The organism is Rathayibacter iranicus NCPPB 2253 = VKM Ac-1602, from assembly GCF_003149025.1.
GTDB lineage: Bacteria > Actinomycetota > Actinomycetes > Actinomycetales > Microbacteriaceae > Rathayibacter > Rathayibacter iranicus.
Window position 1 is genome coordinate 202,474 of sequence record NZ_QGDV01000003.1, and the last position, 23,450, is coordinate 225,923.

Consider the following 23,450-nt stretch of genomic DNA (forward strand, 5'->3'; position numbering starts at 1 on the left):
CCGCCCGGCGCGGATCGTCCTTCGCTCGTCCGTCGCGGCGCACGATGGCGCTCGCCGTCTCGGGCGGACTCGTCGTCGTGGCCGTCGCCTCCGGTCTTGCCCTGACTGTGGGAACCGCGCCGTGGGCTCGCTCCGCGCCCATCGCGCCGTCCCCGTCGCCGACCAGCGTCGCCGTGCTCCCCGCGACCACCGGCTCGACGCGGGTCGTGCTGAGCGCGGTCTCGACGACCTCGGGAACCGTCGCGGGTGGCACGAGCGTCACGCTCGAAGGCGGCAACCTTGACGCTGTCGCCACGGTCCGCTTCGGCGGGGCCGAGGGCAGCGTCGCAGTCGAGAACCCTGACCAGATCACGGTCACCGCGCCGCCCGCCGCGGAGGAGGCCGAGGGCGTCGTCCCGGTGGCCTTCTTCGATGCAGAGGGCGAGCCGGTCAGGTTCGACGCTGTGACCGACGCCGCTGCTGCCGTGACCGTCGACGGCGCTCCCGCCGAGACTGTGCAGTCGACTCTCGACACGACGACGGCGCAGGAGTCGGTCGCCGCGTCGACCGATCTGGCCGTTCCCACCCCGACACCGAGCGAGGCCGCGACCGGCGTCCTCGCGAGCACCAAGGTGGTCGCCTCCGCAATCACCTTCGCGTACACGCCCGACCCGGCAGTCGAGGCGGCGAAGGCCCAGGCCGCGCTCGATGCCAGCCGCCTCGCCTCGCAGCTCGACTATCTCGGCACGTATTGGAGCGACTACAACTCCGCCCAGTACGGCGTGATACCCGGCAACGACTGCGTCAACTTCACGTCGCAATCGCTGATTGCGCGCGGCTGGGAGATGGACGGCGAGTGGAACTACTCCTTGGCTGGTGGCTATAGCTCGGCGTGGGCGTCGTCGACGGCGTTCAATTCCTACCTCGCCGGGCATCCCGAGCGGGCGACGCCGATTGCCAACACGGAGCGGAGCCGGGTGAAGCCCGGAGACATCGTCCAGTTCGACTGGGACGGCTCCGGCGACTGGGACCACACGGGCGTCGTAACGAGCGTTGTCGGCGGCACGATCCTGTACTCGTCGCACACGATGAACAATCACGACCAGAGCATCGACGCGGCCTCGGCGCAGCGGATCATGTTCTGGGGCGTCTGACCGGGTTCCGGCCAGACAGCAGCAAGGGGCCGCCTCCGCTCAGCGGTGACGACCCCTCCCAGACGTGTCCGTCTCCTCCGCCTTGAGCTGATCGCTCGCCGACAGGTATCGAGAAAAGACGCGAGGCCGGGTTAGGCGACTCGATCCTCTTTGGAGAAGCCGGCGCGTGCGCTCGAGGCGACCTCGAGCACGACGGGCAGGCGAGCGCCGAGCAGGGTGTCGAGAGCCTCGACCTCCCGGTGCACAGCGTCGATCACGGTGCGGGGCGAGACTCCTGCGCGCGGCAGGGCCCGTACCTTCAGCGCGGTGTCTGAGCCGTGACGGTAGGCGGAGACTGTGACGTCGAGCAGCTCGGAGCGACCGGCAAGCGCGTTCTCGAGAACGTCCTCGGCAAAGCCGGTGGCGATCTCGATCCCGCCCGCAGGGCCCTCGTCGGACTCATCGTGGAGCACCGTGTTCACGCGGCCGTGGCCGTGCGCGAATATGAGCACCAGCGCGAGGACGACGCCCAGGAGGCAGACACCGATGATCGCGTAGAGCGGCCAGAGGACCGCGCCGTCGTTCCAGGCCGTGCCCCGCTCGGGCGAGATCCGGGAAACGAGCGCAGCACCCTGGTCGTCACCGAAGGACGAGACAGCGTCGCGCACAGGTTGCGACACGGCGATGAGGACGGCGCCGGCGCTGACTGCGGCGAGGACGAGGCCCACCACGAGCAGGACGAGGCGATTGACGAAGCGGTTGCTCGTGGTCATCAGATCTTCCCGGAGTCGGAGACACGGACGGTGGCGCGAGTGGCCGGCGCCGCCGCGATGCGGGCGAGTTCTTCGTCGACCGCCTTCTGCACCAGATCGCGCTCGACCGCAATGCCGGAGGCGGGAGTCACCTCGACCAGCGCGGTGCGCCGCCCGAGAGAGGCGCGGGTGTCCTCGCGCCGTGAATGAGCGGCGGTCCGCGCGGTCCGCGCGAGAGCGGAGGCGATGACGCCGTCGTCGACGACGACCGCGAGACGGTCGTCCTCGACGGTGTGCCGGGCACGGGCTCCTGGCGCTACGGCAAGCACCAGCAGGATCAGCGCGAGGATCCCCGCGGCGACCGCCACCCCGATCAGGGCGGGCTGAGCCAGCGCCGCGACGGACACGAGCGCGTTGAGCAGCGCTGACGGGGCGAGGAGGAGCGGGGCTGCGCCGAGAACGGCCAGTACCGCCTCCGTGCCGACAGAGGCGGCGAGAAGTGCGATCAGGACCAGTACGACGATCTGCGCGGCCGAGCGCGAACTGTGCGTCTCGCGTCGGAGGTAGCGGCGGTAGCGGGCGCTGGGTTCAGCGTCGCGGGCGCTGGGTGCGGTACTCATGCGACTCTCCTCGTGGTTCGGGTGCGGGTGCCCGTCACTCGGACGTCGACCCGAGTGACGGTGCGGCCGGTGAGCACCTGCATTCGGGAGGCGATGCGCGAGCGGTCGCGGTGGAGGCGATCGAGCAGCGAGTCGCCGGTCTCCTGCTCGAGGACCACGGGAGCGGTGACGGCGAGCGCGAGGCCGCCGCGATCATCTGAGAGTCGGACGCGGATCGCGGAGACCTCGACGCCTAGCTCCTCGTGGACGATCGCCACAGCCGCACGCTCGAGAGAGCGGGTGGTGATGGTGACGGTGCCCGCCACCGGCGAGGCGGGACGCATGTCGAGAGCGGTCACGAGGGACTCCTAGCGGGAAGTCGTGCGGCCGCGGAACACGTCCACGAGGCTGCGCACATCGAGGGAGCCGTCGGCGACCCGGGCGATGGCGACGCCCAGGGCCATGAAGACGGCCGTGAGCACGAAGCCCCAGAATCCGAAGAGCAGGGCCGCGAAGGCGAGGATCGCACCGATCGCCACGCCGAGAACGGTGCTGCGGCCGCCGGGAGCGGTGGGGCGGGAGGAATCGCCGAAGCCGCTCATCGGACGCGGCTCTCGGCCGACTCGTCGTCCTTGTCGGACTTGTCATCGCCGGGGATGTGTACATCGACGATGGCGATATTGATGTCGGCGACGTCCATGCCCACCAGCTCAGTGATCGCGCTGGCCACGGCCGCGCGGACGGCATTGGCAACCTGTTGCATCGGGACCGGGTACTCAACGACGACGGTGACGTCGGCGGCGACCTGCGTCTCGCCCACCTCGACGCTCACTCCCTGGGAGTGGTCGGCGCCGCCAACCGCCTGGCGGATCGCGCCGAACGCGCGGGCGGCGTTGTTACCGAGGGCGTAGACGCCGGGAACTTCGCGGGCGGCAATGCCCGCGACCTTCGCGACGACTCCATCGTCGATGACCGTGGTTCCCTGCGCCGTGCCGGAGCCGGCGTCGCCGCCGAGACTCGTCACCGTGTCGACGGGAGTTGTGGTGCCGGCGGACGCTGTGCCGACGCGGGCGGTAGAAGGAGTAGGAGTGCTGTCGCTCATGATGTCTCCTGAACGTCTTATCGGCCGTACTACGAGCAGACCGGAGTCGAAAGCCCGGCGGTTCTCCGCTCGGGCTGTGCTTTCATGAGTGAGACGGATCCCCGCGCGGCTTCGTCACGGTACGGATCACGATTTTTTCTGACTGTTCCCTGAGAGTCCCATCCCGGCTGCTGTGGCCGGTCCCGCGAACGGAGGCGGCACGTGCCCGGACTGGAGTCGGCGAGCGATGCGCTCCTCGCCGAGCGCTCCGCCGAGGGCGATGTGCGGGCCTTCGAGGTGCTGGTCAAGAGGCACCAGTCGATCCTGCGCGCCTACGCCTGGCGGCTCACCGGCTCGCAAGCGGACGCCTCGGACGCCGTGCAGAACGCGCTGATCACGGTGTGGGCGCAGTTGCCGCAGCTGAAGGAGCCCGCCAGTGTGCGCAGCTGGATGATGCGGATCGTCAGCCGCTCGAGCGTCGACCTGCTGCGCCAGCGCCGCCCGACCGACGACGTGGATGCTGTGGAGCATCCACCGTCGCGTGAGCCCGGCCCGTTCGAGGCCGTCGAACAGAGCGACGCCATGCGGGCGCTCGCGCACGCGCTCTCGGAGCTGCCGGAGTCGCAGCGTCAGTGCTGGTTGCTGCGTGAAGTCGGTGGGGAGTCGTACCACGAGATCGCCGATCATCTCGGGCTGACGCCCACCGCCGTTCGGGGCAAGCTCGCCCGCGCGCGCGACGCGCTGGTCGTGGCGATGGAGGACTGGCGATGAGGGAGCAGACGCGATGAACGCGGATCAGACCCCCGGCGACGGGCAGGGGCTCGGTGAGGAGCACGACGTCGTGCTGCCGCCCGTGCACGAACACGACGGCGTGGGGATCGACGAGTTGAGCGAGTACCTCGATCGCGGCCGTTCTCCCTACGATCCGGCGATCGAGGAGTCCCCCGAGCACCGTCGCACTCTGCGCGCCCTTGAACGAGTCCGCGCGCTCTCAGGCGCGCTAATCGACGACGACGCTGCGCGACTGCCTGCTCCGGAGGCGAGTTGGTTCGGCTCGATCCTCGCCCAGGCTCGGCGGGAGGCTCGCGCGGGCCGCGACATCCCGTTCGCGAGCATGCAGCCGGAGATGTCGCTGACGATCACGGAGGGGGCTGTCCGTGGCCTCGTCCGGGAAGCGGGCGACAGCGTCCCGGGTGTCCTCGTCGGCCGCTGCCGTCTGGTCGGCGACATTGAGGTCGGCGGCGAGGTGGTGGTGGAGATGACGATCTCGGTCTTCTGGGGCGTCCCGATCGCCGAGGCTGCTCAGCAGGTCCGTGAGCGCGTGCACACGCGGCTGCTCACCCAGACCGAGCTGCGGGTCTCGACCATCGACGTCCGCGTCGAGGACGTCTACCTTCCCGAGGCGGAGGAATCGTGAGCCCGCGACCGCCCGCTGCGCAGGGCCCGACGGCGGCGCTCGCCGACGAGTTGCGCCTGCTCGAGGGAGTGGCGACCCTCGTGCCTGTGCGGCCGGAGGTACGGGACGTCCTCGCCCAGGCGGCCTCGGTGTTGAGTGCACGACGGCTCGCGATCGAGGCCCTCGGCACGGCCAGCGGCGGCACGTCCGCCGAGCCGGTGCTGGTGCGGATCGTGGGCGAGGAGGTGTCCGTCTCGGTGGACGTGGGCGTGACGGCCGATGCCTCGGCTCCCGACGTCGCCCGAGCGGTCGGAGCGGCCGTGCGCGAGTGGTGCCGTCGCGAGCATCCGCACCTGCGCCCCCGCGTCGCCGTGCGGATCGCCGCCGTCGACTAGGGCGTGCTCAGTGAAGGCGCTCGCGCTTGGCGAGGAACGCCTCCGTCTCGGTGGCCGTGGGGGCCGAGACCGCCGCTCCGTGCCGCGTGACGGAGATCGCGGCGGCCGCACTCGCCCACCGCACGAGCGCGACGAGGGGCTCGGGGTCATCGAGCCGGACTCCGGTCGCCGCCAGACGGGCGGCGAAGGCGCCGCAGAAGGTGTCGCCGGCACCGGTGGTGTCCACCGCCTCCACCCTGAACGCCGGAGTGCTCTCGGGTCTGCGCCCGCGGATCGCGATCACCACGCCGTCCGAGCCGAGGGTGATGAGCACGAGCGGGACCAGCGTGGTGAGCGCGGAGGCGAGTGCATCGTCGTCCGACGCGGCAATCCCTCGATCAGAGGCGAGTTCGCGTGCCTCGTGCTCGTTCACGATCAGCACATCGAGCGCGTTCAGCAGGTCCGTGGGCAGTGGCCTGATGGGAGCGGCGTTCAGGATCGACACGGTGCCGGCCGACCGGGCGGCGCGCGCCGCCTCCGTCACGCTCGCTAGCGGAATTTCGAGCTGCAACAGGAGCGCGTCGGCGGCTACCACCAGGGCTTCTTCCTCGGCGGAGAGTCGGAGCAGGGCGGTGTTGGCACCGGAGTCGACGACGATCGCGTTCTCGCCGCGTTCGTCGACCGTGATGTGTGCGGTGCCGGTGCGCAGCTCGCCGCGCCGGGCGTGCAGCGTGAGCGGTTCGTCGCCGAGCACGCCCGCGAGTTCGTCGCCCGCAGGATCCCGGCCCAGGCTGGTGATGAAAGCGGTGCCCGGCTCGGTGCGTGCCGCGGCGACCGCCTGATTGAGGCCCTTGCCGCCGGGGAACGTGCGGGAATCGAGCGCCAGCACGGTCTCGCCCGGCGCCGGGATGCGGACGACCCGGTGCACGTGGTCGAGGTTGGCGCTGCCGAGGACGAGGAGAGGCATGCTCTCGACGGTAGGGCATGCGCAAGGGGGTCCGTCGGGTCAGGGGCCGCGCCTACGGTGGAGGCATGGACACTCGAATCCTCGGCCGCACTGGTGCGCCCGTTTCCGTCGTCGGCCTCGGAACCTGGCAGCTCGGTGCCGACTGGGGGGATGTCGCCGAGAGCGATGCCCTCGCCGTGCTCGACGCCGCGGTGGAGTCGGGCGTCACTCTGTTCGATACCGCCGACGTGTACGGCGACGGCCGCAGCGAGCGCACGATCGGCGCCTATCGCGCCGCGCATCCCGACGCGCAGGTCTTCGTCGCCACCAAGATGGGCCGCCGCGCCGAGCAGATCCCCGCGAGCTACGTGCTCGACAACTTCCGCGCCTGGACCGACCGCTCGCGCGCGAACCTCGGCGTCGAGACTCTCGACCTCGTGCAGCTGCACTGCCCGCCCACCTCCGTCTACTCCGACAACGCCGTCTACGACGCGCTGGACACCCTCGTCGCGGAGGGCGCGATCGCGGCCTATGGCGTCTCGGTCGAGCGCACGGAGGAGGCGCTCGCCGCGATCGCGCGGCCGAACGTCGCGAGCGTCCAGATCATCCTGAACGCGTTCCGTCTCAAGCCGCTCGACGAGGTGCTGCCGGCGGCCCGGGAGGCGGGCGTCGGCATCCTCGCGCGCGTACCGCTCGCCTCCGGTCTGCTCAGCGGCCGCTATACGACTGAGACGGCGTTCGCTCCGGACGATCACCGCAGCTACAACCGTGATGGCTCGGCCTTCGACGTCGGCGAGACGTTCTCGGGCGTCGACTTCGCGACCGGCGTCGAGGCCGCGCAGGAATTCTCGCGTCTCGCGGACGACCACGGCCTCGCCCCCGCCGCAGCGGCTCTCGCGTGGATCATCCAGCAGGACGGCGTCACCTCGGTGATCCCTGGCGCCCGCTCGCCAGAGCAGGCCCGTGCCAACGCGGCCGCCGCCTCCGCCGCCCCCCTCGGCCCCGCCTTCATGGAGGCGGTCAACGCCCTCTACGACACCCACTTCCGCCCCACCATCCACCCCCGCTGGTAACCCCGCCGCTGCTGACTCGCCCGAGAAGGCTCGTTCTCGGGGCGGAGAACGAGCCTTCTCGGGCAAGTCAGCGCGGGGCTGTGGAAAGTTTGCGCGGGAGGAGGGGCTCGGGCGCCAGCATGGGGACGTGCAGGAGGGCGTGTTCAGGGTGGCTGAGGGGTCCGCGGCGGGGTTGTCGCGGGCGGCGATGCGGAGGATCGACGCGCCGGTCTACGGGATGCGGTCGCGCACTCCTGCCGTGACGCTGGTTGACCGGTGCTCAGCGCTCCTTGCCCGGCTGGGCGGTCACGCGTTCGTCTGTGGACCGACCGCGGCGCTGCTCTGGGGCGCGCCTCTTGATCGCCACTGGGAGGAGCGCACTGCACTCGACATCGCCGTTGAGGCGCCGGCTCGCGCTCCGCATGCCGCAGGGATCGTCGGACGCTCCGTCCGCCTCGGGCCCGGGGACGTGCTCGACGGGCGGCGCGGGCGCCTGACCGGTCCGGCTCGCACCTGGTGCGACCTGGGCGCGGTCCTGCCACTCGCCGATCTCGTGGCCGTCGGCGACTTCCTCCTGCACGCTGGGTTGATCGACGCGGCTGGCCTGGCGGCTGCGGTCGAGCGCTACCCCGGTCGCCGGGGGCTGCGCCTGCTGCGCACCGCGCTCGCGCTCCTTGACGGGCGGGCCGAATCGCGCCCGGAGTCGCTGGTGCGGGTCGCGCTGGTACTCGCCGGGATTGCGGGCATCGAGGCGAACGTCGTGATCCGCGACGAGACGGGCGGATTCCTCGCCCGCGTCGACCTCTGCATCGCCTGGGCTCGGGTTGTGATCGAGTACCACGGCGACTACCACCGGGTCGAGAAGGGCCGTTGGCGTCGAGACCGCGCCCGCGCCGGGCGCCTCCGGGCCGCAGGATGGAACGTCATCGAGCTCACTGGCGACGACCTCGCCGACCTTCCCGCCGTCGTCGCCGCCGTCCGCGCGGCGCTCCATCCGTGACTCGCCCGAGAAGGCTCGTTCTCGGGGCGGAGAACGAGCCTTCTCGGGCGAGTGAGCGCGGGTTAGGGGTTCAGCGCGGCGTCGACGATCGTTCGGGCCTCGGCCTGGACCTCGTGCAGGTGGTCGAGGCCGCGGAAGCTCTCGGCGTAGATCTTGTAGACGTCCTCGGTGCCGGAAGGGCGCGCGGCGAACCACGCGTCCTCGGTCACGACCTTGACGCCTCCGACCGCCGCGCCGTTGCCGGGGGCCTTCGAAAGTTTCGCGGTGATCACGGAGCCGGCGAGCGTGGTCGCCGCGATCGCGTCGCCGTCCAGCTTGCCGAGCGCCGCCTTCTGCGCCTTCGTCGCCACCGCGTCCACGCGCTCGTAGACCGGGTCGCCGAAGCGCTCGGTCAGCTCGCGGTACAGCACCGACGGGCTCTTCCCCGTGACGGCGACGATCTCGGAGGCGAGCAACGCGAGCAGGATGCCGTCCTTATCGGTGGTCCAGACGGTGCCGTCGAAGCGGAGGAACGACGCGCCCGCCGACTCCTCGCCGCCGAAGCCGACCGAGCCGTCGACCAGGCCGGGCACGAACCACTTGAAGCCCACCGGGACCTCCCAGAGACGCCGGCCCAGCGACTCGGCGACCCGGTCGATGATCGAGGAGGACACCAGCGTCTTGCCGATCGCGGCGTCTTCGCGCCAGCCGGTGCGGTGGCGGTAAAGGTAGTCGATCGCGACGGCGAGGTAGTGGTTGGGGTTCATCAGCCCGTCGTCGGGGGTGACGATGCCGTGCCGGTCGGCGTCCGCGTCGTTGCCGGTGAGGATGTCGAAGTCGCCGGCGCGCGCGACCACCGAGGCCATCGCGCTGGGCGAGGACGGATCCATCCGGATCTTTTCGTCCCAGTCGAGGGTCATGAAGCCCCATGCTGGGTCGACCTCGCCGTTGACGACGGTCAGGTCGAGCTCGTACATCTCGGCGATCAGCTGCCAGTAGTGCACGGAGGCGCCGCCGAGTGGATCGGCCCCGATCCGCACGCCGGCCTTCTTGATCGCGTCGATGTCGATGATGGTCGCCAGGTCTGCGACGTAGTGCCTGCGGTAGTCGTAGGTCTCGACCGCGGAGGGCTCCGCCGAGGTCACGCCGCGGTTGCCGTCGGCGATCAGCTCGTTCGCGCGGTTCGCGATCCAGGTCGTGGCGTCGGAGTCGGCCGGACCGCCGTGCGGCGGGTTGTACTTGAAGCCGCCGTCGCGGGGCGGATTGTGCGAGGGGGTGACCACGATGCCGTCGGCCCGGTCGGTGTGCGAGGGGTCGTTGTTGTAGCGGAGGATCGCGTGGCTGAGCGCGGGAGTCGGCACGAAGTCGTCGAACTCGTCGACCAGCACTCGCACCTGGTTGCCGACCAGGACCTCGAGCGCGGTGGTCAGCGCCGGACGCGAGAGCCCGTGCGTGTCGGCGCCGATGAAGAGCGGGCCGGTGACTCCCTGCTGGGAGCGGTACTCGACGATCGCCTGCGTGACTGCGGCGATGTGGTCCTCGTTGAAGGCGGTGTCGAAGGAGGAGCCGCGATGGCCCGACGTGCCGAACACCACCTTCTGCGCCGGATCGGATACGTCTGGCTTCTGTTCGTAGTACGCCCTGACGAGGGCCTCGACGTCGATGAGATCGGAGGCCTCTGCCGGCTTCCCTGCGCGATCAGTCATGCGGTCCATAGTGGCAGTCGGCCAGCTCCTGGGGTACCGCGGCTGGCTAGGCTTGCGCCATGCCCGACACTGCCTCCGCGACCCGCGCCTACAGCTATCTCGGGCCGAGCGGCACGTTCACCGAGGCGGCGCTCGCGCAGGTCCCGGAGGCGCGCGGGCAGCTGTGGCACAGCGTCGCGAACGTGGGGGAGGCGCTCGCCGACCTCGTCTCGGGCCGGAGCGTGGGCGCTGTCATCGCGATCGAGAATTCTGTCGAGGGCGGAGTGACGGCCACGCAGGACGCGCTCGCCCGGATCCCGGGGCTGCGGATCGTCGGCGAGTACCTCGTCCCCGTGTCGTTCATTTTGGTCGGCCGCCCCGGCACGCGCCTCGAGGATGTGCGCACGGTCTCCGCGCATCCGGTCGCATATGGCCAGTGCCGGGTGTGGCTCGATCGCGAGATCCCCAGCCACGAGCACCTGCCTGCCTCCAGCAACGTCCAGGCCACGGTCGATCTTCTCAGCGGATCGCCCGCGCAGGCCGCCATCGCGCCACCCGGCATCACCGCGCACCACGACGTCGCCGTGCTCGCCGAGCGGATCAGCGACAATCCGAACGCAGTCACCCGCTTCGTGCACGTCTCGCGCTCGCGGGCGCTCCCCAAGCCGACCGGAGCCGACAAGACCAGCGTGATCGCCGAGCTGCCGGCCGACGAGCCAGGCTCCCTGCTCGACATGCTCGAGCAATTCGCGACCCGCGGAGTGAACCTGAGCACCATCCAGTCACGCCCGATCGGTGACGCTATGGGCCGCTACCGCTTCGTTATCGACCTCGACGGACACGTGCAGGACGAGCGGGTGGCGGACGCTCTGATGGGTCTTCGCCGTTTCAGTCCGAAGGTCGTCTTCCTCGGCTCGTACCCGCGCGCCGACCGTCGGCCCGTCACCTCGGTGCGGCGCTACGACGACGAGGTGTTCGTCGAGGCCCGCGACTGGCTGCGTGGCATCCTCTCCCACGAGCCGGAGATCGACGATGACTGAGGACGCCGAGCGGATCGATCCCCGCTATGACCCCGCTTTCCAGCGCGGGTTTTCGGGAGACGTGGAGCGGCTGCGCGTGGACGAGCGGGCCTTCGCCCGGCCCGGGACGGGGGCCGCGGTGTCACCGAGTGCCACGGGCAGTCCCGAGGGGACGCGCTTTCAGCGGAGCACACGGGTGCCCTCCGTCGAGCGGGCGGCGCTCCTGCACGAGCCGGGCAATGGGGCCCCGGCAGCGCCGACGCCCTCCGAGCCGCCTGCCGAGGTGCCGCCCGGTCTCGCCGACACTCCCGACGTCGTCCGCGAGGCTCCGCTGCTGCGCAACCCGTGGCTGCTCGTGCTGCTGTTCGCCGGCCTCGCAGGGACGGTTCTCGGGCTCGCGCTGCTGTGGACCGGCTACTCGTCCCCGCCACCGCCCTACTACGGCGACTCCGATGTCCCGTCGCCCGCGTGGATTCAGCGTCAGCTTCTGTATTACTCCTGTATCCCGCTGCTCGGTTGCCTGCCCGCCGCCCTCCTTCTCGCCGTCGGCGTGGCTGCGTTGCGCTGGCCGGGCGTTCCGGTGCAGCGCCGCGGAGAGGAGGGGCCGCAGCTCCTCGACGCGCAGGCTCGGATTGTGCAGACTCCGAAGCCTCAGAGTCCTGATGCGCCGAACACGAGGCCGAGCAGGTAGGTCACCAGGGCGGCGCCGTAGCCGATCCCGAGCTGCCGAAGTGCGCGCGCTAAAGGCGGCGCCCCCGAGAGCAGACCGACCACGGCCCCGGTCGCGAGCAATGCGAAACCGACGAGGACGCAGGCGAGGACCACCGCCGCGAGACCCGAGAGCCCGATCAGGTAGGGCACCACCGGGATGATCGCGCCCGAGGCGAAGAAGCAGAAGCTCGAGAGTGCCGCGCCCAATCCGGTGCCGACCGACTCGTGCTCGTCGATGTCGGGATCCACCGCTGCTCTGCCGAGCGTGATCGGCGAGGTGACCGCGCCCCCGCGGAGGCCGGCGAAGACGGAGGCGGCGCGCGCATCCGCCTGCTCTTGCGTCATTCCCCGGGCTCGATAGACCAGCGCGAGCTCGTTGGCATCGACGTCCAGGTCGGGCACGATGCGGTTGGCATCGAGGTCGGGGTTGGAAGCCGAAAGCAGCTCGCGCTGCGAGCGCACCGACACGAACTCTCCGGCGCCCATCGACAGCGCACCCGCGAGCAGTCCGGCGATGCCGGTAAGGAGGACGACGCCCGTGCCCACTCCACTCGCCCCGACGCCGAGCACCAGCGCGAGGTTCGAGACCAGGCCATCGTTCGCTCCGAACACCGCGGCTCGGAACGTTCCCGAGAGGCGCGAGCGACCGCGCTCGGCAAGCCCGCGGACCACCTCGCCGTGGATCCGCTCGTCGGCCGCCATCGCCTCGGTCGCGTCGTCGTCGTCGGCGTAGGGAGAGCGTGCCTCGGCACGCTGGATCAGCGCGAGCACGAAGACGGAGCCGAAGCGACGGGTGAGAAAGCCCAGGAGGCGCGTGCGCAGGTCGGCATGCGGCGCCGGGTCGGCTGCCGGGCCGAGCAATTCGCGCCAGTGCTCCTCGTGGCGTCCCTCGGCGACGGCGAGGGCGAGCAGGATTTCGCGCTCCTCTCCCGACCGGCGGCCGGCCAGATCGCGGTAGACCGCCGCCTCGGCGAGTTCGTCGGCGAGGTAGCGGCGCCAGCGGCGCACCTGGGCGGGGCTGGGATGGGTGGTCGCCATGCGATCTCCTAGGGATAGGTCTGCCGACCCACGCGAGAGGACCGGTCAGGACGTGCGTCGACTGACCGAAGGTCTCGTTCGCCCCCGCCGCTCGGGCCGGGGTGGAGCGCCGGGCCCGGATCATCCCGGACCAGCATGTCGACGCGCCTCGTCGTCCGCTCGGCGGACGGTGGGAACTACTCCCCTTCGCGCGACCCACCGTAGCCGAGATCGCACCCGGCCGCCCGCGGCGTCCAGCGATCCGCCGGAGTGGCTTCCCCAGGCCCGTTTAGCGCGATGCCACGGCTCGGGCGGCTCGGCGGAGTTGGCGCTCGTGCTCGACGTCAAGCAGCGTGCGGGTGGCGGGGACGTCGAGGAACTCGACCAGGATTCCGGTCTCCTCCTCGATGCGTTCCGCGCGGTCGAGCGGATCCGTGCGCAGCAAGCGGCGTGCGGCCGCCGCGACGTGCGCGGGCTTGGCGGCGAGAGTCCGGACGCGCTCGTCGACGCGGGCGGCGAGGTCGGCGCGCGGCACGATCTCGGTCACGAGCTGCCACTCCAGCGCCTCGATCGCGCGGACCGGACGGCCCGAGAGCACGAAATCGAGCGCGCGGCGGCGGCCGATCAAGCGGGGGAGAGCAGTGGTGACGCCGACATCAGGGACCAGGCCGACGTCCCCATAGGCGCTGAGGAACAGCGCGGCCGGAGTGGCGACGACGATGTCCGCGGCGAGCGCGAAGGCGATCCCGGCTCCGGCCGTCATGCCGTCGATCGCGCAGACCACGACCGCAGTGCCCTCCTCAAGGAGACGGATGGCCTCGGCCGTCGTGGTTGCCAGATCGCGGAGGTAGTCGCCGGGCCGGGCAGCGCCCATGATCGCCGAGATGTCTCCGCCGGTACAGAACGCCCGACCGGCCGCAGCGATCACGATGACGGAGCAGTCGGGATCGGCATTCAGGTTGGCGACGATGCGCAGCAACAAGCGTGCGGTGCCGAGGTCGATAGCGTTCAGTGCGTCGGGGCGGTCGAGCGTGATCCGGGCGACGGAGCCGTCGCGCTCGAGCACGACGCCGGGGGACGCGTCGGTTCGGACGATGGAGTGCATACAGTGCCTTCGGGGGAGCGGGACAGGGACCGGGGGACATCTGACATTCGCAGGCCTGCCCGTCATCGGATGGCTGTCCACGGCCGATGCTCAGCCGCAGTGGCAGGATCGCGGAAGCCGCGGCCGCTTGCGGGCCTCCCCTAAACTGCTCGGGTGATTGATCCCGTACTTCTGCGTGAGCACCCGGACGTCCTCAAGCGCTCGCAGGAGGCGCGCGGCGACTCCGTCGAACTCGTCGACGAGGCGCTCGAGGCCGACCGCGTGCGTCGCGCCGCGATCACCGAGGCGGAGCGGCTGCGCGCCGAGCAAAACGCCTTCGGCAAGACAGTCGCGAAGGCCACAAAAGAGGAGAAGCCCGCGCTCGTGGTCGAGGCCCAGCGCCTCGCCTCCGCCGCACGGCAGGCGCAGCAGGAGGCGAGCGACGCCGATGATCGCTTCACTGTGCTCGTCAAAAAGCTTGCCAACCCGATCATCGAAGGCGTTCCGGCGGGCGGCGAGGAGTCGTTCGAGCTGGTCAAGACAGTCGGCGAGCGTCCGACATTCGACTTCGCGCCCCGCGACCACCTCGAACTCGGAGAGCTGCTCGACGGCATCGACATGCAGCGCGGCGCCAAGGTCAGCGGCGCGCGCTTCTACTTCCTCAAGGGCCTCGTCGCCCGCCTCGAGATCGCCCTGATGAACCTGGGGCTCGAGAAGGCGCTCGCCGCCGGCTTCACGCCGTTGATCACGCCCACCCTGGTACGCCCCGAGATTATGGACGGCACCGGCTTCCTCGGCGAACACGACGACGAGGTGTACCGCCTCCGCGACGACGACCTCTATCTCACCGGCACCAGCGAGGTGGCCCTGGCCGGCTATCACGCTGACGAGATCCTCGACCTCTCCAGCGGCGCCAAGCGCTACGCCGGCTGGAGCACCTGCTACCGCCGCGAGGCCGGCTCCGGCGGGCGCGATACCCGCGGCATCATCCGCGTGCACCAGTTCAGCAAGCTCGAAATGTTCGTCTACACCCTGCCCGAGGACGCGGAGGCGGAACACGCGCGCCTCCTCTCGTACCAGGAGGACATCCTGCAGAGCCTCGGCCTGCACTACCGCGTGATCGACACCGCGGCCGGCGACCTCGGCCAGAGCGCCGCACGCAAGTTCGACGTGGAAGCCTGGGTGCCGACGCAGGAGACCTATCGCGAGCTGACGTCGACCTCGAACTGCACCACGTTCCAAGCCCGCCGCCTCGACACGCGCTACCGAACCGAGACCGGCAAGACGGCTCCGGTCGCGACCCTGAACGGCACGCTCGCGACGACGCGCTGGATCGTCGCCCTGCTCGAAACTCACCAGCGGGCGGACGGCTCGGTGCTCGTCCCCGAGGCGCTACGTCCCCACCTCGGTGGCCTCGACGTTCTCGAGCCCGTCTCGTGAGCACGCGCTCCTCCGGACGCCGCCTCATCGCCCTCGACATCGACGGCACCGTCATGCACGAGGACGGCACCATCACCGACGCCGTGACGGAGGCGATCACCCGTGTGGCCGCGCAGGGCGACGAGGTCATGCTCGCTACCGGCCGCTCGCCGTCGGCGACCCTCCCGGTTGTCGCGCGCCTGGGCATCGCTCCCGAGTACGTCGTCTGCTGCAATGGCGCCGTCACGCTGCGTCGGGACTCCGACGGCGGCTACCGCGTCGAGGCCGTCGAGACCTTCGACCCGACCGACGTCCTCGAAACCATCCGTCGCTCCCTCCCCGACGCGCACTACGCGGTCGAGGATGCCGCCGGCGCCTTCTTCTACACCGAGGCCTTCCCCGGCGGAGCGGTGATGGGCGCCGAGACCACCCACGTCCCCTTCGAGGACCTGCTCGGTCGGCTCTGCACCCGAGTCGTCGTGATCTCACCCGCGACCGGCATCGACGATTTCACTGCCCTCGTGGAGGAGATGGGCCTGCACCAGGTGAGCTACGCCATCGGCTGGACCGCCTGGCTCGACATCGCCCCGAACGGCGTCAACAAGTCGACCGCGCTCGAAGTCATCCGGCAAGAGCTGGGCATCGAGCGCAGCGACGTGGTCGCGCTGGGCGACGGCCGCAACGACATCGAGATGCTCACCTGGGCCGCCGCGGAGGGAGCGGGCCTCGCGATGGGCCAGGCGCCGGACGAGGTCCGCGCCGTCGCGTCTGCGGTGATACCGACGGTGCACGAGGACGGCGTGGCGGCGGCGCTCTCGGGGCTGCGCTGACTCCGCCCGTTCGTAGCCGAGGTTGGATGGCCTCAGAACCCCCGTCCCAGGCCCGGATCCGGGCTGCCAGCCTCGGTAACGAACGCGCGTCCCAGGGCTGACCTGGGTATTATCGGGTGTCGCTTCCGCGGGAGCGTCGAGGAGGGCTGTCCGAGCGGCCGATGGAGCCAGTCTTGAAAACTGGTGGGCAGAGATGTCTCGTGGGTTCGAATCCCACGCCCTCCGCCAGGAAAACCGTGGGATCGGCTGAGTCGCTGGTGCAGACAGCCCGAAGGCGCCGCACCCGCACCGTGACAGGCCGCAAGAGCGTCGAGGTCGTCTACCTGATCGGTTCCCTCGACCACGCCCAAGCGCCGCCACGGACACTCGCCGCGTGACCTGTCGACAGAGTCGCGCATTGTCCCCCGAACTGTCCTCTAAACGGCCGACATCCAATGTGGAAGAAAAAAGTTAAGATAAACCTAGTAAGTTTCACTCTTCGGGAAGACTGGGATATTTATGAGAAGAAAAACTCGAATGGATCGAGGTTTCGTTGCGGTGATCGCGACGCTGGCCGTAATAGGGGGATCGATCCTGGTCGCGACGCCAGCCCAGGCCGCTGTCGTCGTGGGTGTCTGCACTATGAAGGCGAACATCCCACACCCCTCACACCACGTGGGCGGGATGATCAACGCTCAAGGCACCGCAGATTGCGGAAGTGTTGTGATGAAAGAAATCTATGTCAAGACGACGCTCGAGAAGGCAAATGGCCAAAGGTGGCCTGGCGACGCATACGACAGTTTCAACACCCGAACTGGAAGAAGCAACTCCGCTATCCCCTGTTAGACTGGTGTAGGCGCATATCGCACAGTCACTTCCTGGGTGCTCTACGCTCCTGCAGGCTACAGCCCCTCCTACTCGACAGGAACCACCTACTCGGCATGGACCTCCGTGGCATGCGGCATTTCGTCCCGCGTAGCCCCCCAGGAGACCACCATGAGCGCTGGGGAACCGGATACACAAACAATCTCGATTACTGCCAATTAAGAGCGGCTGAGGCGGCGGGATAGACTTACCCGTCGTCTCAATCCTCGTGAATCTCCACCGAGGAGACGCCAGCGCCTTCGTCTTCATCAAAAAGATCACCAAATATCCGCGTGAAATGGGTCTCATCGAAGAATCCTTGAGGTCCCTCCGCAATGCTCTGTGTGACGACGTACACGGCAAACTGCCCGTCCCTCAACTCCCTCTTCGCCCAAGCGATCACTTCCAGCACATCTTTGACTTCGACGATGTCGTAATCATCCACAAGCCAATTCGTTGCGGATGGAACCGCGTGCCTGACACGAAATCGCGTTCCGCGATCAAAGTCATACGTGGGGTCAGTTGGAGCCGCGAGGGAGACCTTCATGCGCACACCATAGAGTAATCGCCAGCGATGTGCCCACCAACATCTCTCAGGGTTCCGTCGAAGTCTTCGGCGCGTGGTTTGACCGGCGGTTGTGGCGTGTGACACGCCGGTGACGGGGCAGGCGTGGTGTTCGTGCTGAGGACGGAAGTTATTCACGCTCACCATCTGCGAGAGAAACCACGCATACCATGTCATCTTCCCCCGCCCTTGACGCGTCGGTCGGATCGGGATCAGTCGGCTCCGCGCGCCCTCGGCTGATCGAGTCGCTGTCGACGGTTCCTGATCCGCGTCGGCGGCGGGATCCGGCATCGGATCGACGCGATCCTCGCTGTCGGGATCGCGTTGTTTGGCCTGATCGGGGCACCCCGCCGGAGCCGGCGGCGATTCGCTCCCCCGTCCCTCCGGCTGGTCGCCCAACAGCGCCTTGGGCGACGCATTCTGCATGCGTCAACGTTCAAAAGGCATAACAAGACTAATCGGCTTCCTCGTGCGCGCCCAATAAAGCCAACGCGGTGAAGTACGCACTCGATCACGCGGAAAATCGTGCCCCATGGTGGGAGTGCAAATCACTCGATGATGATTGCGCGAACTATATTTCGCAGGTTCTTAACGCAGGTGGATGGCCGAAAGTATACGGGAACCCGTTAGGCCCAAAATGATGGAGATACCCAGTTGTCGATTCGGATACATGGGGTAAAGCGCAGAATCTATTTGATTACGGATTCCACACAACTGGGCGCTTCCACTACGTTTCGAACAGTGCCAAGCCTGCCGTCGGGGACATCACCTTCTGGATTTGGTCGAACGATGAAGACGGCTTAAACTATGTCTTTGACCACGTCTCGATCGTTACTGCTGTAGACTCAACCGGGATGCCTTACTACAGCTACCACACAAGCGACAACAAGAACAAATCACTTGCAGCCATTCTGTCACAAGACCCGGGTGCGACTTATTCGGCATGGGCATGGTGACGCAACCACTACAGGAAGTAGCAGATGGCAATTGAGAGTCATACTAGGCGGATACTCTGGTCGCTTGGAACGGTAGTGGCGATTGGCGTGGTTGCTCTGGGATCTGTACTTCTCTTCCTTGTGCAACAAGATGATACGAAAGGCACAGTTCCTCCCCAAGGTTCAGGGCAATCGGCAGCAGAACTGCTAATGATTGATCTGGCTAAGAGCGATGTGACTTCTGCTCTGACTGATTCGTTTCCACGGTCAGATGCAAGTCTAGTATCGAAAACCGCCGACAAATGCTCTTCCCTAGTTTTGGCTGGTGCGAGACTTTCCGTAGTCGATGACGCAATCCCATCGCCGATCGTTGCAAAGATCGCTGATTCAGCGGCGGGGCAGTGCACCGTCCGCCTCGCGTGGATAGATAAGGATGAGTGGAAAATCGTTACAGTAGATTGACGACGTCTTATGATAGATAGAGGGTCGGGAAATATTCTCGACCCTCTATCTATTGTAGATTCTTGCGTAGGGGGCGCGGCTGATGAAGCGCGTCCTGTGCGCTCTACTCCAACGCCTGCATCGCTGCGTGGCGTCAGGACTGCTTGGCGTGCGCTCGATTCGAGGTCTGCTGGCGTGCTGCTACCTCGGCAGCGCGGTCGAGCAGGCGCTTCGTGGGGCAGTGCTACGCCAACTCTGGGCGGAGCCCGACTTCTTCGTTCGCGAGACTCTCACCGGGCGGCAGTCCGCTCCGGCACTGCGGCGGTGCCGCTGGTCCTCGAGGTGCTCGCTCACAGCCCCAACGCGGTGACGCGAGTGCAGGAGCTGCACGTCTTGAGCAAGATCGCCTATCCGAGCACTGTCGATGACATCGTCCCCCTGATAGACGACGCCGATCACGCGGTCGCGGCGAAAGCCCGGTGGGCTTTGTCGCGGATCGGGGACCAGTGCGCTGTGCCGTTGCTGACGGCCTAGCTTGGCGCTGGCGACGCGGAAGCGCAGAATGCTCTGACTGATGTGGTGGCCGCTTTCGGGGCGGTAGTGGTTGCGGACCTAATCGACGCCTTGAGTCACGACGAGGCAGCTGTCCGCAAGTATGCAGCAGAAGTGCTCGGTTACTTCGGAAGTCCAGACGCAGAGTTCGCAGTGCTTGCTCTTGGCCTGGCTGTTGAGGATCCGGACGCCGAGGTGGCCATTTCCACGCTGGTGGCGGTGGGCGCCCTCTCCGGCAGTGAAGGACACCAATTTTAGTCAACCTTCGTAGGGATCAGCACACTTCAGTCGGAACCGTTCCACTGCACGGAAATGACGGAGGTATCCACTGAGGTCGCGAAGCCCTCGCGCGGTCGGGCGTCGACGTCTCGCCCCGCGGCCGAGGACCCGCTTCAAGCCCCCAACTCGCCACTTCCCTTCGGATCGCGCCACCCTCTGTATAGGATTGCGCGACGCCCGCGGCCGATCCCGGGTTCGCACGACTGACGCCTCAACATCGGGAGACGGATGCGCCGCACGGGCCCCTCGACACTGACTCGCGACTCCGCACGCACTCCGCACCCGTTCGTGCGACACGGCCGCCAGAAGCAGCACTCGCTCGCGCGCACGCTAGTGAAGGGCGCCGTCATGGTCGGAGGAGTCGGCGTCGTCGCCTCCGTGGCGGTCGTCGCGATTGCCGCGACCCTGGTCGTCCAATCGGCCCAACCGTCGGTTGACCTGCACCCGGGCGCCGCGGGCTCAGGTGTGCAGGCCGGCGCGGCGCCCGAGATCGGCGCCCTCGAAGGAGGCTTCAACGTCCTCGTCGTCGGCAGCGACTCCCGGAAGGGGCAGGGCGACGCCTACGGTGATCCCGACCAGGAGACGAGCGTCCTCAACGACGTGAACATGCTGATGCACGTCTCGGCCGACCACAGCAACGCGACGGTGGTCAGTTTCCCGCGCGATATGTACGTCGACATCCCCTCCTGCGTAAATGCCGTGACCGGTGAGACCATCCCGGCCCGGCCGGACATGAAGATCAACGAGGCGATGGGGAGCGATGTCAGCCTCGGCTGCGTCGCGGGAGTCGTCGAGGACCTGATGGGAGTCCGCGTCGATTACGGCGCGGTCGTGCAGTTCAATGGCGTGATCGAGATGTCGAACGCGATCGGTGGAGTCGACGTCTGCGTCGCGACCGAGATCGCCGACCCCTACACCAACACCTACCTCGAGCCGGGCGTGCACTCCCTTGAGGGCATGGCCGCGTTGCAGTTCCTCCGCAGCCGCCACGGCATCGGCGACGGTAGCGACCTCACCCGGATCAGCAACCAGCAGGTGTTCCTCTCCTCCCTCGTGCGAGAGATCAAGAGCGCCGACACGCTGCTGAACCCGGTCGCCCTCTACGGCCTCGCCAAGGCGGCGCTGGGGAATATGACGCTCTCGACCGAGCTGAACAACGTCAACACGATGGTGCAGATGGGTCTCGCCCTGAAAGACGTCGATCTCGCGAACGTTGTCTTCGCGCAGTATCCGACCGGTCCGACGGGAAGCGGCGTCATGCCCGACCGTGCCGCGGGCGACGTCCTTGCTACCGCGCTCCAGACCGACCAGACCATTGCTCTGACCGGCGGCACGGGCGCCGGAGCGAAGACGGAGGGCGAGACACCGGCTCCGTCCGATCCTTCTGCTCCCGCCGGCTCGGCGAGCACCGACCCGCTCGCGACGGCGCAGGCGACGCCCGGCACTTCCGCATCCGCCGCCGAGGACGAATCTAAGGTTGCCCTGCCACAATCGGTGACCGGCCAGAGCGCCGACCAGCAGACCTGCTCGGTCGGGTTCTTCGGCTGAGTCGAGGGCGGGCGCGCACTGCGGGTGCGTACCTCCTCGCACGCTGACTCCGGGACGACCCGCGCCCCGCAGCCGAGAGAGAGTACGACCCGATGAGAGAACGCGCCCCCGGCAGGACCACCGCAGCACGGCACGGCCGCCTGCGACGTCAGAGCGGGCTGCGCTTCCTCGCGCAGGTCCTCGCGGCCTGTGTTGGAGTCGGAGTGGTGAGTACCGTCTGCATCGTCGCTATCGCGGTCTCGATGATCGCGGGTGGCGCGCGGGACGCCGTCGATCTCGGCAGTGGGCCGGCTCCCGAAATCAGTGCGATCGAGGGCGGGGTCAACATTCTGCTCGCCGGTAGCGACAGCGCGGAGGGATCGGCCGCGGGCGCGTTCGGGGAGCGTTCCGAGAACCTCAACGACGTCACGATGCTGATGCACATCTCGGACGATCACTCGACAGTCGAAGTCGTTAGCTTTCCGCGCGACCTCTACGTGCCGATCCCCTCGTGCACGAACCCGGCCACGGGCGCTGTCTCCTCGGCGGTCGACTCCGCCAAAATCAACACCTCGCTCGAGGCCGGAGGATTGGCCTGCACCGTGAAGACGGTGGAGCAGCTCACCGGGCTGCAGATCCCCTATGCCGCACTGATCCAGTTCGAGGGCGTCATCGAGATGTCGAATGCGGTCGGCGGAGTCGATGTCTGCGTCGCCTCGCCGATCCAGGACGAATACACGGGGCTGAACCTCGGCGCCGGGACCCACACGCTGGTGGGAGCCGAGGCGCTGGCCTTCCTGCGCACCCGGCACGGAGTCGGCGATGGCAGTGACCTGACGCGCATCTCGAGCCAGCAGGTCTACCTCTCGTCGCTCGTGCGAAAGGTGAAGAGCGCGTCGACGCTCTCGAATCCGGTCAACCTCTACGGACTGGCGAGGGCGGCGGTCTCGAACATGCAGCTCTCGACGTCACTCGAGAACATCAACACGCTTGTCTCGATCGGGCTCGCCGTGAAGGACGTCGACCTCGCCAAGGTTGTCTTCGTGCAGTACCCGACATTCATCGAGGGCAATGGCGTGTATCCCAGCAAAGAGGCGGCGTCGGCACTGAACGCCGCGCTGCTCGCCGACCAGCCGATTACGCTGACCGGCACGACGGGCGGAGGAGCGCAGGCGCCGGGTGCCACTCCGGCTCCGACCGCCGCGGCTTCTGCGGATCCTGCCCCCGCTGCGCCGACGACGCAGGGCCCGGTGACTCTTCCGACTGACGTCTCGGGCCAGACTGCTCAGCAGCAGACGTGCACGGTCGGTCGCCCGCTCTCGGACCAGTAGGGTGGCGGCGCACCGCTGTCGGCGCACCGCGACGGTCCGCTGGTGCGAAGACACCGTCGCCGCCGGGCCGTCTCGGTTGGCCTCGCGGTGTCGGACCGCTGCTGCCGAACGCCGGTGTCGCAGGCGTCGCGTACGTGCGGTTATGATGGTCGTCGTGCGTCCGCCAGCGGGCGCTCAGGAGTCGTCGCATAGTCCGGCCGAGTGCACCACCCTGCTAAGGTGGAGAACCCTTTATTGGGTTCCGTGGGTTCAAATCCCACCGACTCCGCACTTCCCGAATGCCCCGCTCCGGCGGGGCATTCGCCGTTTTTGAGCGTGTCGCCTGGGGGCCGCACGACCTCGCGGTCGGGCCTGGCGTCGGATGGACCGGCTACCCTAATCGAATGCCCAGCCCGATCCTCGACACCCTGTCCGCACCTCCCGCGCGGAGGGACGTCGCCTCGATCCGCGGCGCGCTCGCGGAGGTCGCGATCGGTGACTCCGTCCGCGTCCTCGTCCGCTCGCCGCGCTACGGTCTCTACGGCATTGAGGGTGTCGTCAGGCAGGCGGTTGGCGGCGAACTTGTTGTCGCTGACGTGTTCCTCGGCACCGGCACCGAGATTCAGAGCATCGCTCTTGCGCCGGTTGCCGACGAGGTGGGCGGAGAACGCTCGGTCGAGGGGCTGCAGCACGGGGACTTCGTGCGGGTCGCCTTCTCCACTCCCGCGCTCGGCTCTTTCACGATCACCGGTCCGCTGACGGCCGGTGGTCGCGATCCGCTCCTTCTCGTGGGCAGCTGGATCGTCGCCGATGGCTCAGACGTTGGGCGCCATGTCGACCGCATCGAGCGTGTAACCGCATCGAGGATTCACGAGAAGCACGTCCCTGGGCACCGGTCGGCGGTCGAGGAGTAGCCGCCGTCAGCTTTGGTGGTTCTGGTGC

The 23,450-nt window shown here is 68.3% G+C and carries 27 protein-coding genes, 2 tRNA genes and 1 pseudogene; 20 read left to right on the forward strand and 10 right to left on the reverse strand.

Going from position 1 to position 23,450, the window contains the following annotated elements:
- Positions 1-44: 44 nt before the first annotated feature.
- A complete protein-coding gene (locus B0H03_RS05100) occupies positions 45-1,133 on the forward strand; it encodes an amidase domain-containing protein (RefSeq protein WP_104265288.1) in 1,089 nt (362 codons plus the stop codon).
- 131 nt (positions 1,134-1,264) lie between these two features.
- Here the strand turns inward: B0H03_RS05100 and B0H03_RS05105 are convergent, their stop codons facing one another.
- The 5 genes from B0H03_RS05105 to B0H03_RS05125 are packed head-to-tail and all read right to left on the reverse strand — an operon-like array spanning position 1,265 to position 3,565.
- Complete coding sequence (locus B0H03_RS05105) at positions 1,265-1,885, reverse strand: hypothetical protein (RefSeq protein WP_104265287.1); 621 nt, start codon at positions 1,883-1,885, stop codon at positions 1,265-1,267.
- Complete coding sequence (locus B0H03_RS05110; RefSeq protein WP_104265286.1) at positions 1,885-2,484, reverse strand: hypothetical protein; 600 nt, start codon at positions 2,482-2,484, stop codon at positions 1,885-1,887. The genes B0H03_RS05105 and B0H03_RS05110 overlap by 1 nt, the downstream gene beginning before the upstream one ends.
- A complete protein-coding gene (locus B0H03_RS05115; protein ID WP_104265285.1) occupies positions 2,481-2,822 on the reverse strand; it encodes a hypothetical protein in 342 nt (113 codons plus the stop codon). Before B0H03_RS05115 ends, B0H03_RS05110 begins: the two co-directional genes overlap by 4 nt.
- Before the next feature lie 9 nt (positions 2,823-2,831).
- Positions 2,832-3,065, reverse strand: a complete 234-nt coding sequence (locus B0H03_RS05120) for a DUF2273 domain-containing protein (protein WP_104265284.1) — start codon at positions 3,063-3,065, stop codon at positions 2,832-2,834.
- Positions 3,062-3,565: an Asp23/Gls24 family envelope stress response protein gene (locus tag B0H03_RS05125; protein ID WP_104265283.1), complete on the reverse strand. Its 504-nt coding sequence runs from the start codon at positions 3,563-3,565 to the stop codon at positions 3,062-3,064. Before B0H03_RS05125 ends, B0H03_RS05120 begins: the two co-directional genes overlap by 4 nt.
- A gap of 201 nt (positions 3,566-3,766) precedes the next feature.
- On the opposite strand from B0H03_RS05125, the gene B0H03_RS05130 reads away from it, so the two are divergent.
- The 3 genes from B0H03_RS05130 to B0H03_RS05140 are packed head-to-tail and all read left to right on the forward strand — an operon-like array spanning position 3,767 to position 5,335.
- A complete protein-coding gene (locus tag B0H03_RS05130) occupies positions 3,767-4,315 on the forward strand; it encodes an RNA polymerase sigma factor (protein WP_104265282.1) in 549 nt (182 codons plus the stop codon).
- Positions 4,316-4,328: 13 nt separating this feature from the next.
- Positions 4,329-4,961 (forward strand): Asp23/Gls24 family envelope stress response protein, encoded by a 633-nt coding sequence (locus B0H03_RS05135; protein WP_104265281.1) that lies wholly within the window; start codon positions 4,329-4,331, stop codon positions 4,959-4,961.
- A complete protein-coding gene (locus tag B0H03_RS05140) occupies positions 4,958-5,335 on the forward strand; it encodes a hypothetical protein (RefSeq protein ID WP_104265280.1) in 378 nt (125 codons plus the stop codon). The genes B0H03_RS05135 and B0H03_RS05140 overlap by 4 nt, the downstream gene beginning before the upstream one ends.
- A 7-nt stretch (positions 5,336-5,342) precedes the next feature.
- Here the strand turns inward: B0H03_RS05140 and B0H03_RS05145 are convergent, their stop codons facing one another.
- Entirely contained in the window at positions 5,343-6,281 is a 939-nt protein-coding gene (locus B0H03_RS05145; protein WP_104265279.1) for a ribokinase, read from the reverse strand.
- 65 nt (positions 6,282-6,346) lie between these two features.
- Here B0H03_RS05145 and B0H03_RS05150 point away from each other — a divergent pair, with 65 nt between their 5' ends.
- Complete coding sequence (locus B0H03_RS05150; RefSeq protein WP_104265278.1) at positions 6,347-7,333, forward strand: aldo/keto reductase; 987 nt, start codon at positions 6,347-6,349, stop codon at positions 7,331-7,333.
- Positions 7,334-7,460: 127 nt separating this feature from the next.
- Positions 7,461-8,312 carry a hypothetical protein gene (locus tag B0H03_RS05155; protein ID WP_104265277.1) on the forward strand — a complete coding sequence of 284 codons (852 nt, stop codon included), beginning with the start codon at positions 7,461-7,463 and terminating at the stop codon, positions 8,310-8,312.
- 62 nt (positions 8,313-8,374) lie between these two features.
- Here the strand turns inward: B0H03_RS05155 and pgm are convergent, their stop codons facing one another.
- A complete protein-coding gene (pgm, locus tag B0H03_RS05160; protein WP_104265382.1) occupies positions 8,375-9,997 on the reverse strand; it encodes a phosphoglucomutase (alpha-D-glucose-1,6-bisphosphate-dependent) in 1,623 nt (540 codons plus the stop codon).
- A gap of 59 nt (positions 9,998-10,056) precedes the next feature.
- Between pgm and pheA the strand changes: the two genes are divergently transcribed.
- Both pheA and B0H03_RS05170 read left to right on the forward strand, forming a co-directional pair.
- On the forward strand, positions 10,057-11,016 hold the full coding sequence (gene pheA / locus B0H03_RS05165; protein WP_104265276.1) for a prephenate dehydratase: 960 nt from the start codon (positions 10,057-10,059) through the stop codon (positions 11,014-11,016).
- On the forward strand, positions 11,009-11,686 hold the full coding sequence (locus tag B0H03_RS05170) for a hypothetical protein (RefSeq protein WP_104265275.1): 678 nt from the start codon (positions 11,009-11,011) through the stop codon (positions 11,684-11,686). Before pheA ends, B0H03_RS05170 begins: the two co-directional genes overlap by 8 nt.
- Here B0H03_RS05170 and B0H03_RS05175 read toward each other — a convergent pair.
- Complete coding sequence (locus B0H03_RS05175) at positions 11,647-12,744, reverse strand: VIT1/CCC1 transporter family protein (protein WP_104265274.1); 1,098 nt, start codon at positions 12,742-12,744, stop codon at positions 11,647-11,649. The genes B0H03_RS05170 and B0H03_RS05175 overlap by 40 nt on opposite strands.
- A gap of 268 nt (positions 12,745-13,012) precedes the next feature.
- Positions 13,013-13,828 carry an enoyl-CoA hydratase/isomerase family protein gene (locus tag B0H03_RS05180; RefSeq protein ID WP_160487238.1) on the reverse strand — a complete coding sequence of 272 codons (816 nt, stop codon included), beginning with the start codon at positions 13,826-13,828 and terminating at the stop codon, positions 13,013-13,015.
- A 153-nt stretch (positions 13,829-13,981) separates the two neighbouring features.
- Between B0H03_RS05180 and serS the strand changes: the two genes are divergently transcribed.
- From serS to B0H03_RS16505, 4 genes are all read left to right on the forward strand, one after another.
- The gene (serS, locus tag B0H03_RS05185; RefSeq protein ID WP_104265272.1) at positions 13,982-15,247 is read left to right on the forward strand and encodes a serine--tRNA ligase; all 1,266 of its coding nucleotides are present in this window, start codon (positions 13,982-13,984) and stop codon (positions 15,245-15,247) included.
- Positions 15,244-16,056 (forward strand): HAD family hydrolase, encoded by an 813-nt coding sequence (locus B0H03_RS05190; protein WP_241560439.1) that lies wholly within the window; start codon positions 15,244-15,246, stop codon positions 16,054-16,056. The genes serS and B0H03_RS05190 overlap by 4 nt, the downstream gene beginning before the upstream one ends.
- 140 nt (positions 16,057-16,196) lie before the next feature.
- Positions 16,197-16,284: transfer RNA gene (locus B0H03_RS05195), tRNA-Ser, on the forward strand.
- Positions 16,257-16,433: a hypothetical protein gene (locus tag B0H03_RS16505; protein WP_160487239.1), complete on the forward strand. Its 177-nt coding sequence runs from the start codon at positions 16,257-16,259 to the stop codon at positions 16,431-16,433. Before B0H03_RS05195 ends, B0H03_RS16505 begins: the two co-directional genes overlap by 28 nt.
- Positions 16,434-17,119: 686 nt before the next feature.
- Here the strand turns inward: B0H03_RS16505 and B0H03_RS05200 are convergent.
- Positions 17,120-17,446, reverse strand: a complete 327-nt coding sequence (locus B0H03_RS05200) for a hypothetical protein (RefSeq protein WP_127843978.1) — start codon at positions 17,444-17,446, stop codon at positions 17,120-17,122.
- 509 nt (positions 17,447-17,955) lie between these two features.
- Here B0H03_RS05200 and B0H03_RS17415 point away from each other — a divergent pair.
- The 8 genes and pseudogenes from B0H03_RS17415 to B0H03_RS05240 form a co-directional block, all read left to right on the forward strand.
- Positions 17,956-18,420: pseudogene (locus B0H03_RS17415) on the forward strand (amidase domain-containing protein); the annotation flags it as partial.
- A 24-nt stretch (positions 18,421-18,444) separates the two neighbouring features.
- Complete coding sequence (locus B0H03_RS16125; RefSeq protein ID WP_127843977.1) at positions 18,445-18,861, forward strand: hypothetical protein; 417 nt, start codon at positions 18,445-18,447, stop codon at positions 18,859-18,861.
- A gap of 303 nt (positions 18,862-19,164) precedes the next feature.
- A complete protein-coding gene (locus B0H03_RS16510; protein WP_160487240.1) occupies positions 19,165-19,374 on the forward strand; it encodes a HEAT repeat domain-containing protein in 210 nt (69 codons plus the stop codon).
- A gap of 45 nt (positions 19,375-19,419) precedes the next feature.
- Complete coding sequence (locus B0H03_RS05220; RefSeq protein ID WP_133248935.1) at positions 19,420-19,650, forward strand: HEAT repeat domain-containing protein; 231 nt, start codon at positions 19,420-19,422, stop codon at positions 19,648-19,650.
- 249 nt (positions 19,651-19,899) lie between these two features.
- On the forward strand, positions 19,900-21,219 hold the full coding sequence (locus B0H03_RS05225; protein ID WP_104265266.1) for an LCP family protein: 1,320 nt from the start codon (positions 19,900-19,902) through the stop codon (positions 21,217-21,219).
- Positions 21,220-21,311: 92 nt separating this feature from the next.
- The gene (locus B0H03_RS05230; protein ID WP_104265265.1) at positions 21,312-22,529 is read left to right on the forward strand and encodes an LCP family protein; all 1,218 of its coding nucleotides are present in this window, start codon (positions 21,312-21,314) and stop codon (positions 22,527-22,529) included.
- A gap of 177 nt (positions 22,530-22,706) precedes the next feature.
- Positions 22,707-22,797 (forward strand) — tRNA-Ser (locus B0H03_RS05235).
- Positions 22,798-22,912: 115 nt separating this feature from the next.
- The gene (locus tag B0H03_RS05240) at positions 22,913-23,422 is read left to right on the forward strand and encodes a hypothetical protein (RefSeq protein ID WP_104265264.1); all 510 of its coding nucleotides are present in this window, start codon (positions 22,913-22,915) and stop codon (positions 23,420-23,422) included.
- Positions 23,423-23,450 lie beyond the last annotated feature (28 nt).

Bases quoted from the DNA above. Each gene is read 5' to 3' on its own strand.
- B0H03_RS05100 (WP_104265288.1), top strand. From the start codon at position 45: ATGGCGCTCGCCGTCTCGGGCGGACTCGTCGTCGTGGCCGTCGCCTCC.
- B0H03_RS05105 (WP_104265287.1), bottom strand. From the start codon at position 1,885: ATGACCACGAGCAACCGCTTCGTCAATCGCCTCGTCCTGCTCGTGGTG.
- B0H03_RS05110 (WP_104265286.1), bottom strand. From the start codon at position 2,484: ATGAGTACCGCACCCAGCGCCCGCGACGCTGAACCCAGCGCCCGCTAC.
- B0H03_RS05120 (WP_104265284.1), bottom strand. From the start codon at position 3,065: ATGAGCGGCTTCGGCGATTCCTCCCGCCCCACCGCTCCCGGCGGCCGC.
- B0H03_RS05125 (WP_104265283.1), bottom strand. From the start codon at position 3,565: ATGAGCGACAGCACTCCTACTCCTTCTACCGCCCGCGTCGGCACAGCG.
- B0H03_RS05135 (WP_104265281.1), top strand. From the start codon at position 4,329: ATGAACGCGGATCAGACCCCCGGCGACGGGCAGGGGCTCGGTGAGGAG.
- B0H03_RS05145 (WP_104265279.1), bottom strand. From the start codon at position 6,281: ATGCCTCTCCTCGTCCTCGGCAGCGCCAACCTCGACCACGTGCACCGG.
- B0H03_RS05150 (WP_104265278.1), top strand. From the start codon at position 6,347: ATGGACACTCGAATCCTCGGCCGCACTGGTGCGCCCGTTTCCGTCGTC.
- pgm (WP_104265382.1), bottom strand. From the start codon at position 9,997: ATGACTGATCGCGCAGGGAAGCCGGCAGAGGCCTCCGATCTCATCGAC.
- pheA (WP_104265276.1), top strand. From the start codon at position 10,057: ATGCCCGACACTGCCTCCGCGACCCGCGCCTACAGCTATCTCGGGCCG.
- B0H03_RS05170 (WP_104265275.1), top strand. From the start codon at position 11,009: ATGACTGAGGACGCCGAGCGGATCGATCCCCGCTATGACCCCGCTTTC.
- B0H03_RS05175 (WP_104265274.1), bottom strand. From the start codon at position 12,744: ATGGCGACCACCCATCCCAGCCCCGCCCAGGTGCGCCGCTGGCGCCGC.
- B0H03_RS05180 (WP_160487238.1), bottom strand. From the start codon at position 13,828: ATGCACTCCATCGTCCGAACCGACGCGTCCCCCGGCGTCGTGCTCGAG.
- B0H03_RS05200 (WP_127843978.1), bottom strand. From the start codon at position 17,446: ATGAAGGTCTCCCTCGCGGCTCCAACTGACCCCACGTATGACTTTGAT.
- B0H03_RS16125 (WP_127843977.1), top strand. From the start codon at position 18,445: ATGGCAATTGAGAGTCATACTAGGCGGATACTCTGGTCGCTTGGAACG.
- B0H03_RS05225 (WP_104265266.1), top strand. From the start codon at position 19,900: ATGCGCCGCACGGGCCCCTCGACACTGACTCGCGACTCCGCACGCACT.
- B0H03_RS05230 (WP_104265265.1), top strand. From the start codon at position 21,312: ATGAGAGAACGCGCCCCCGGCAGGACCACCGCAGCACGGCACGGCCGC.
- B0H03_RS05240 (WP_104265264.1), top strand. From the start codon at position 22,913: ATGCCCAGCCCGATCCTCGACACCCTGTCCGCACCTCCCGCGCGGAGG.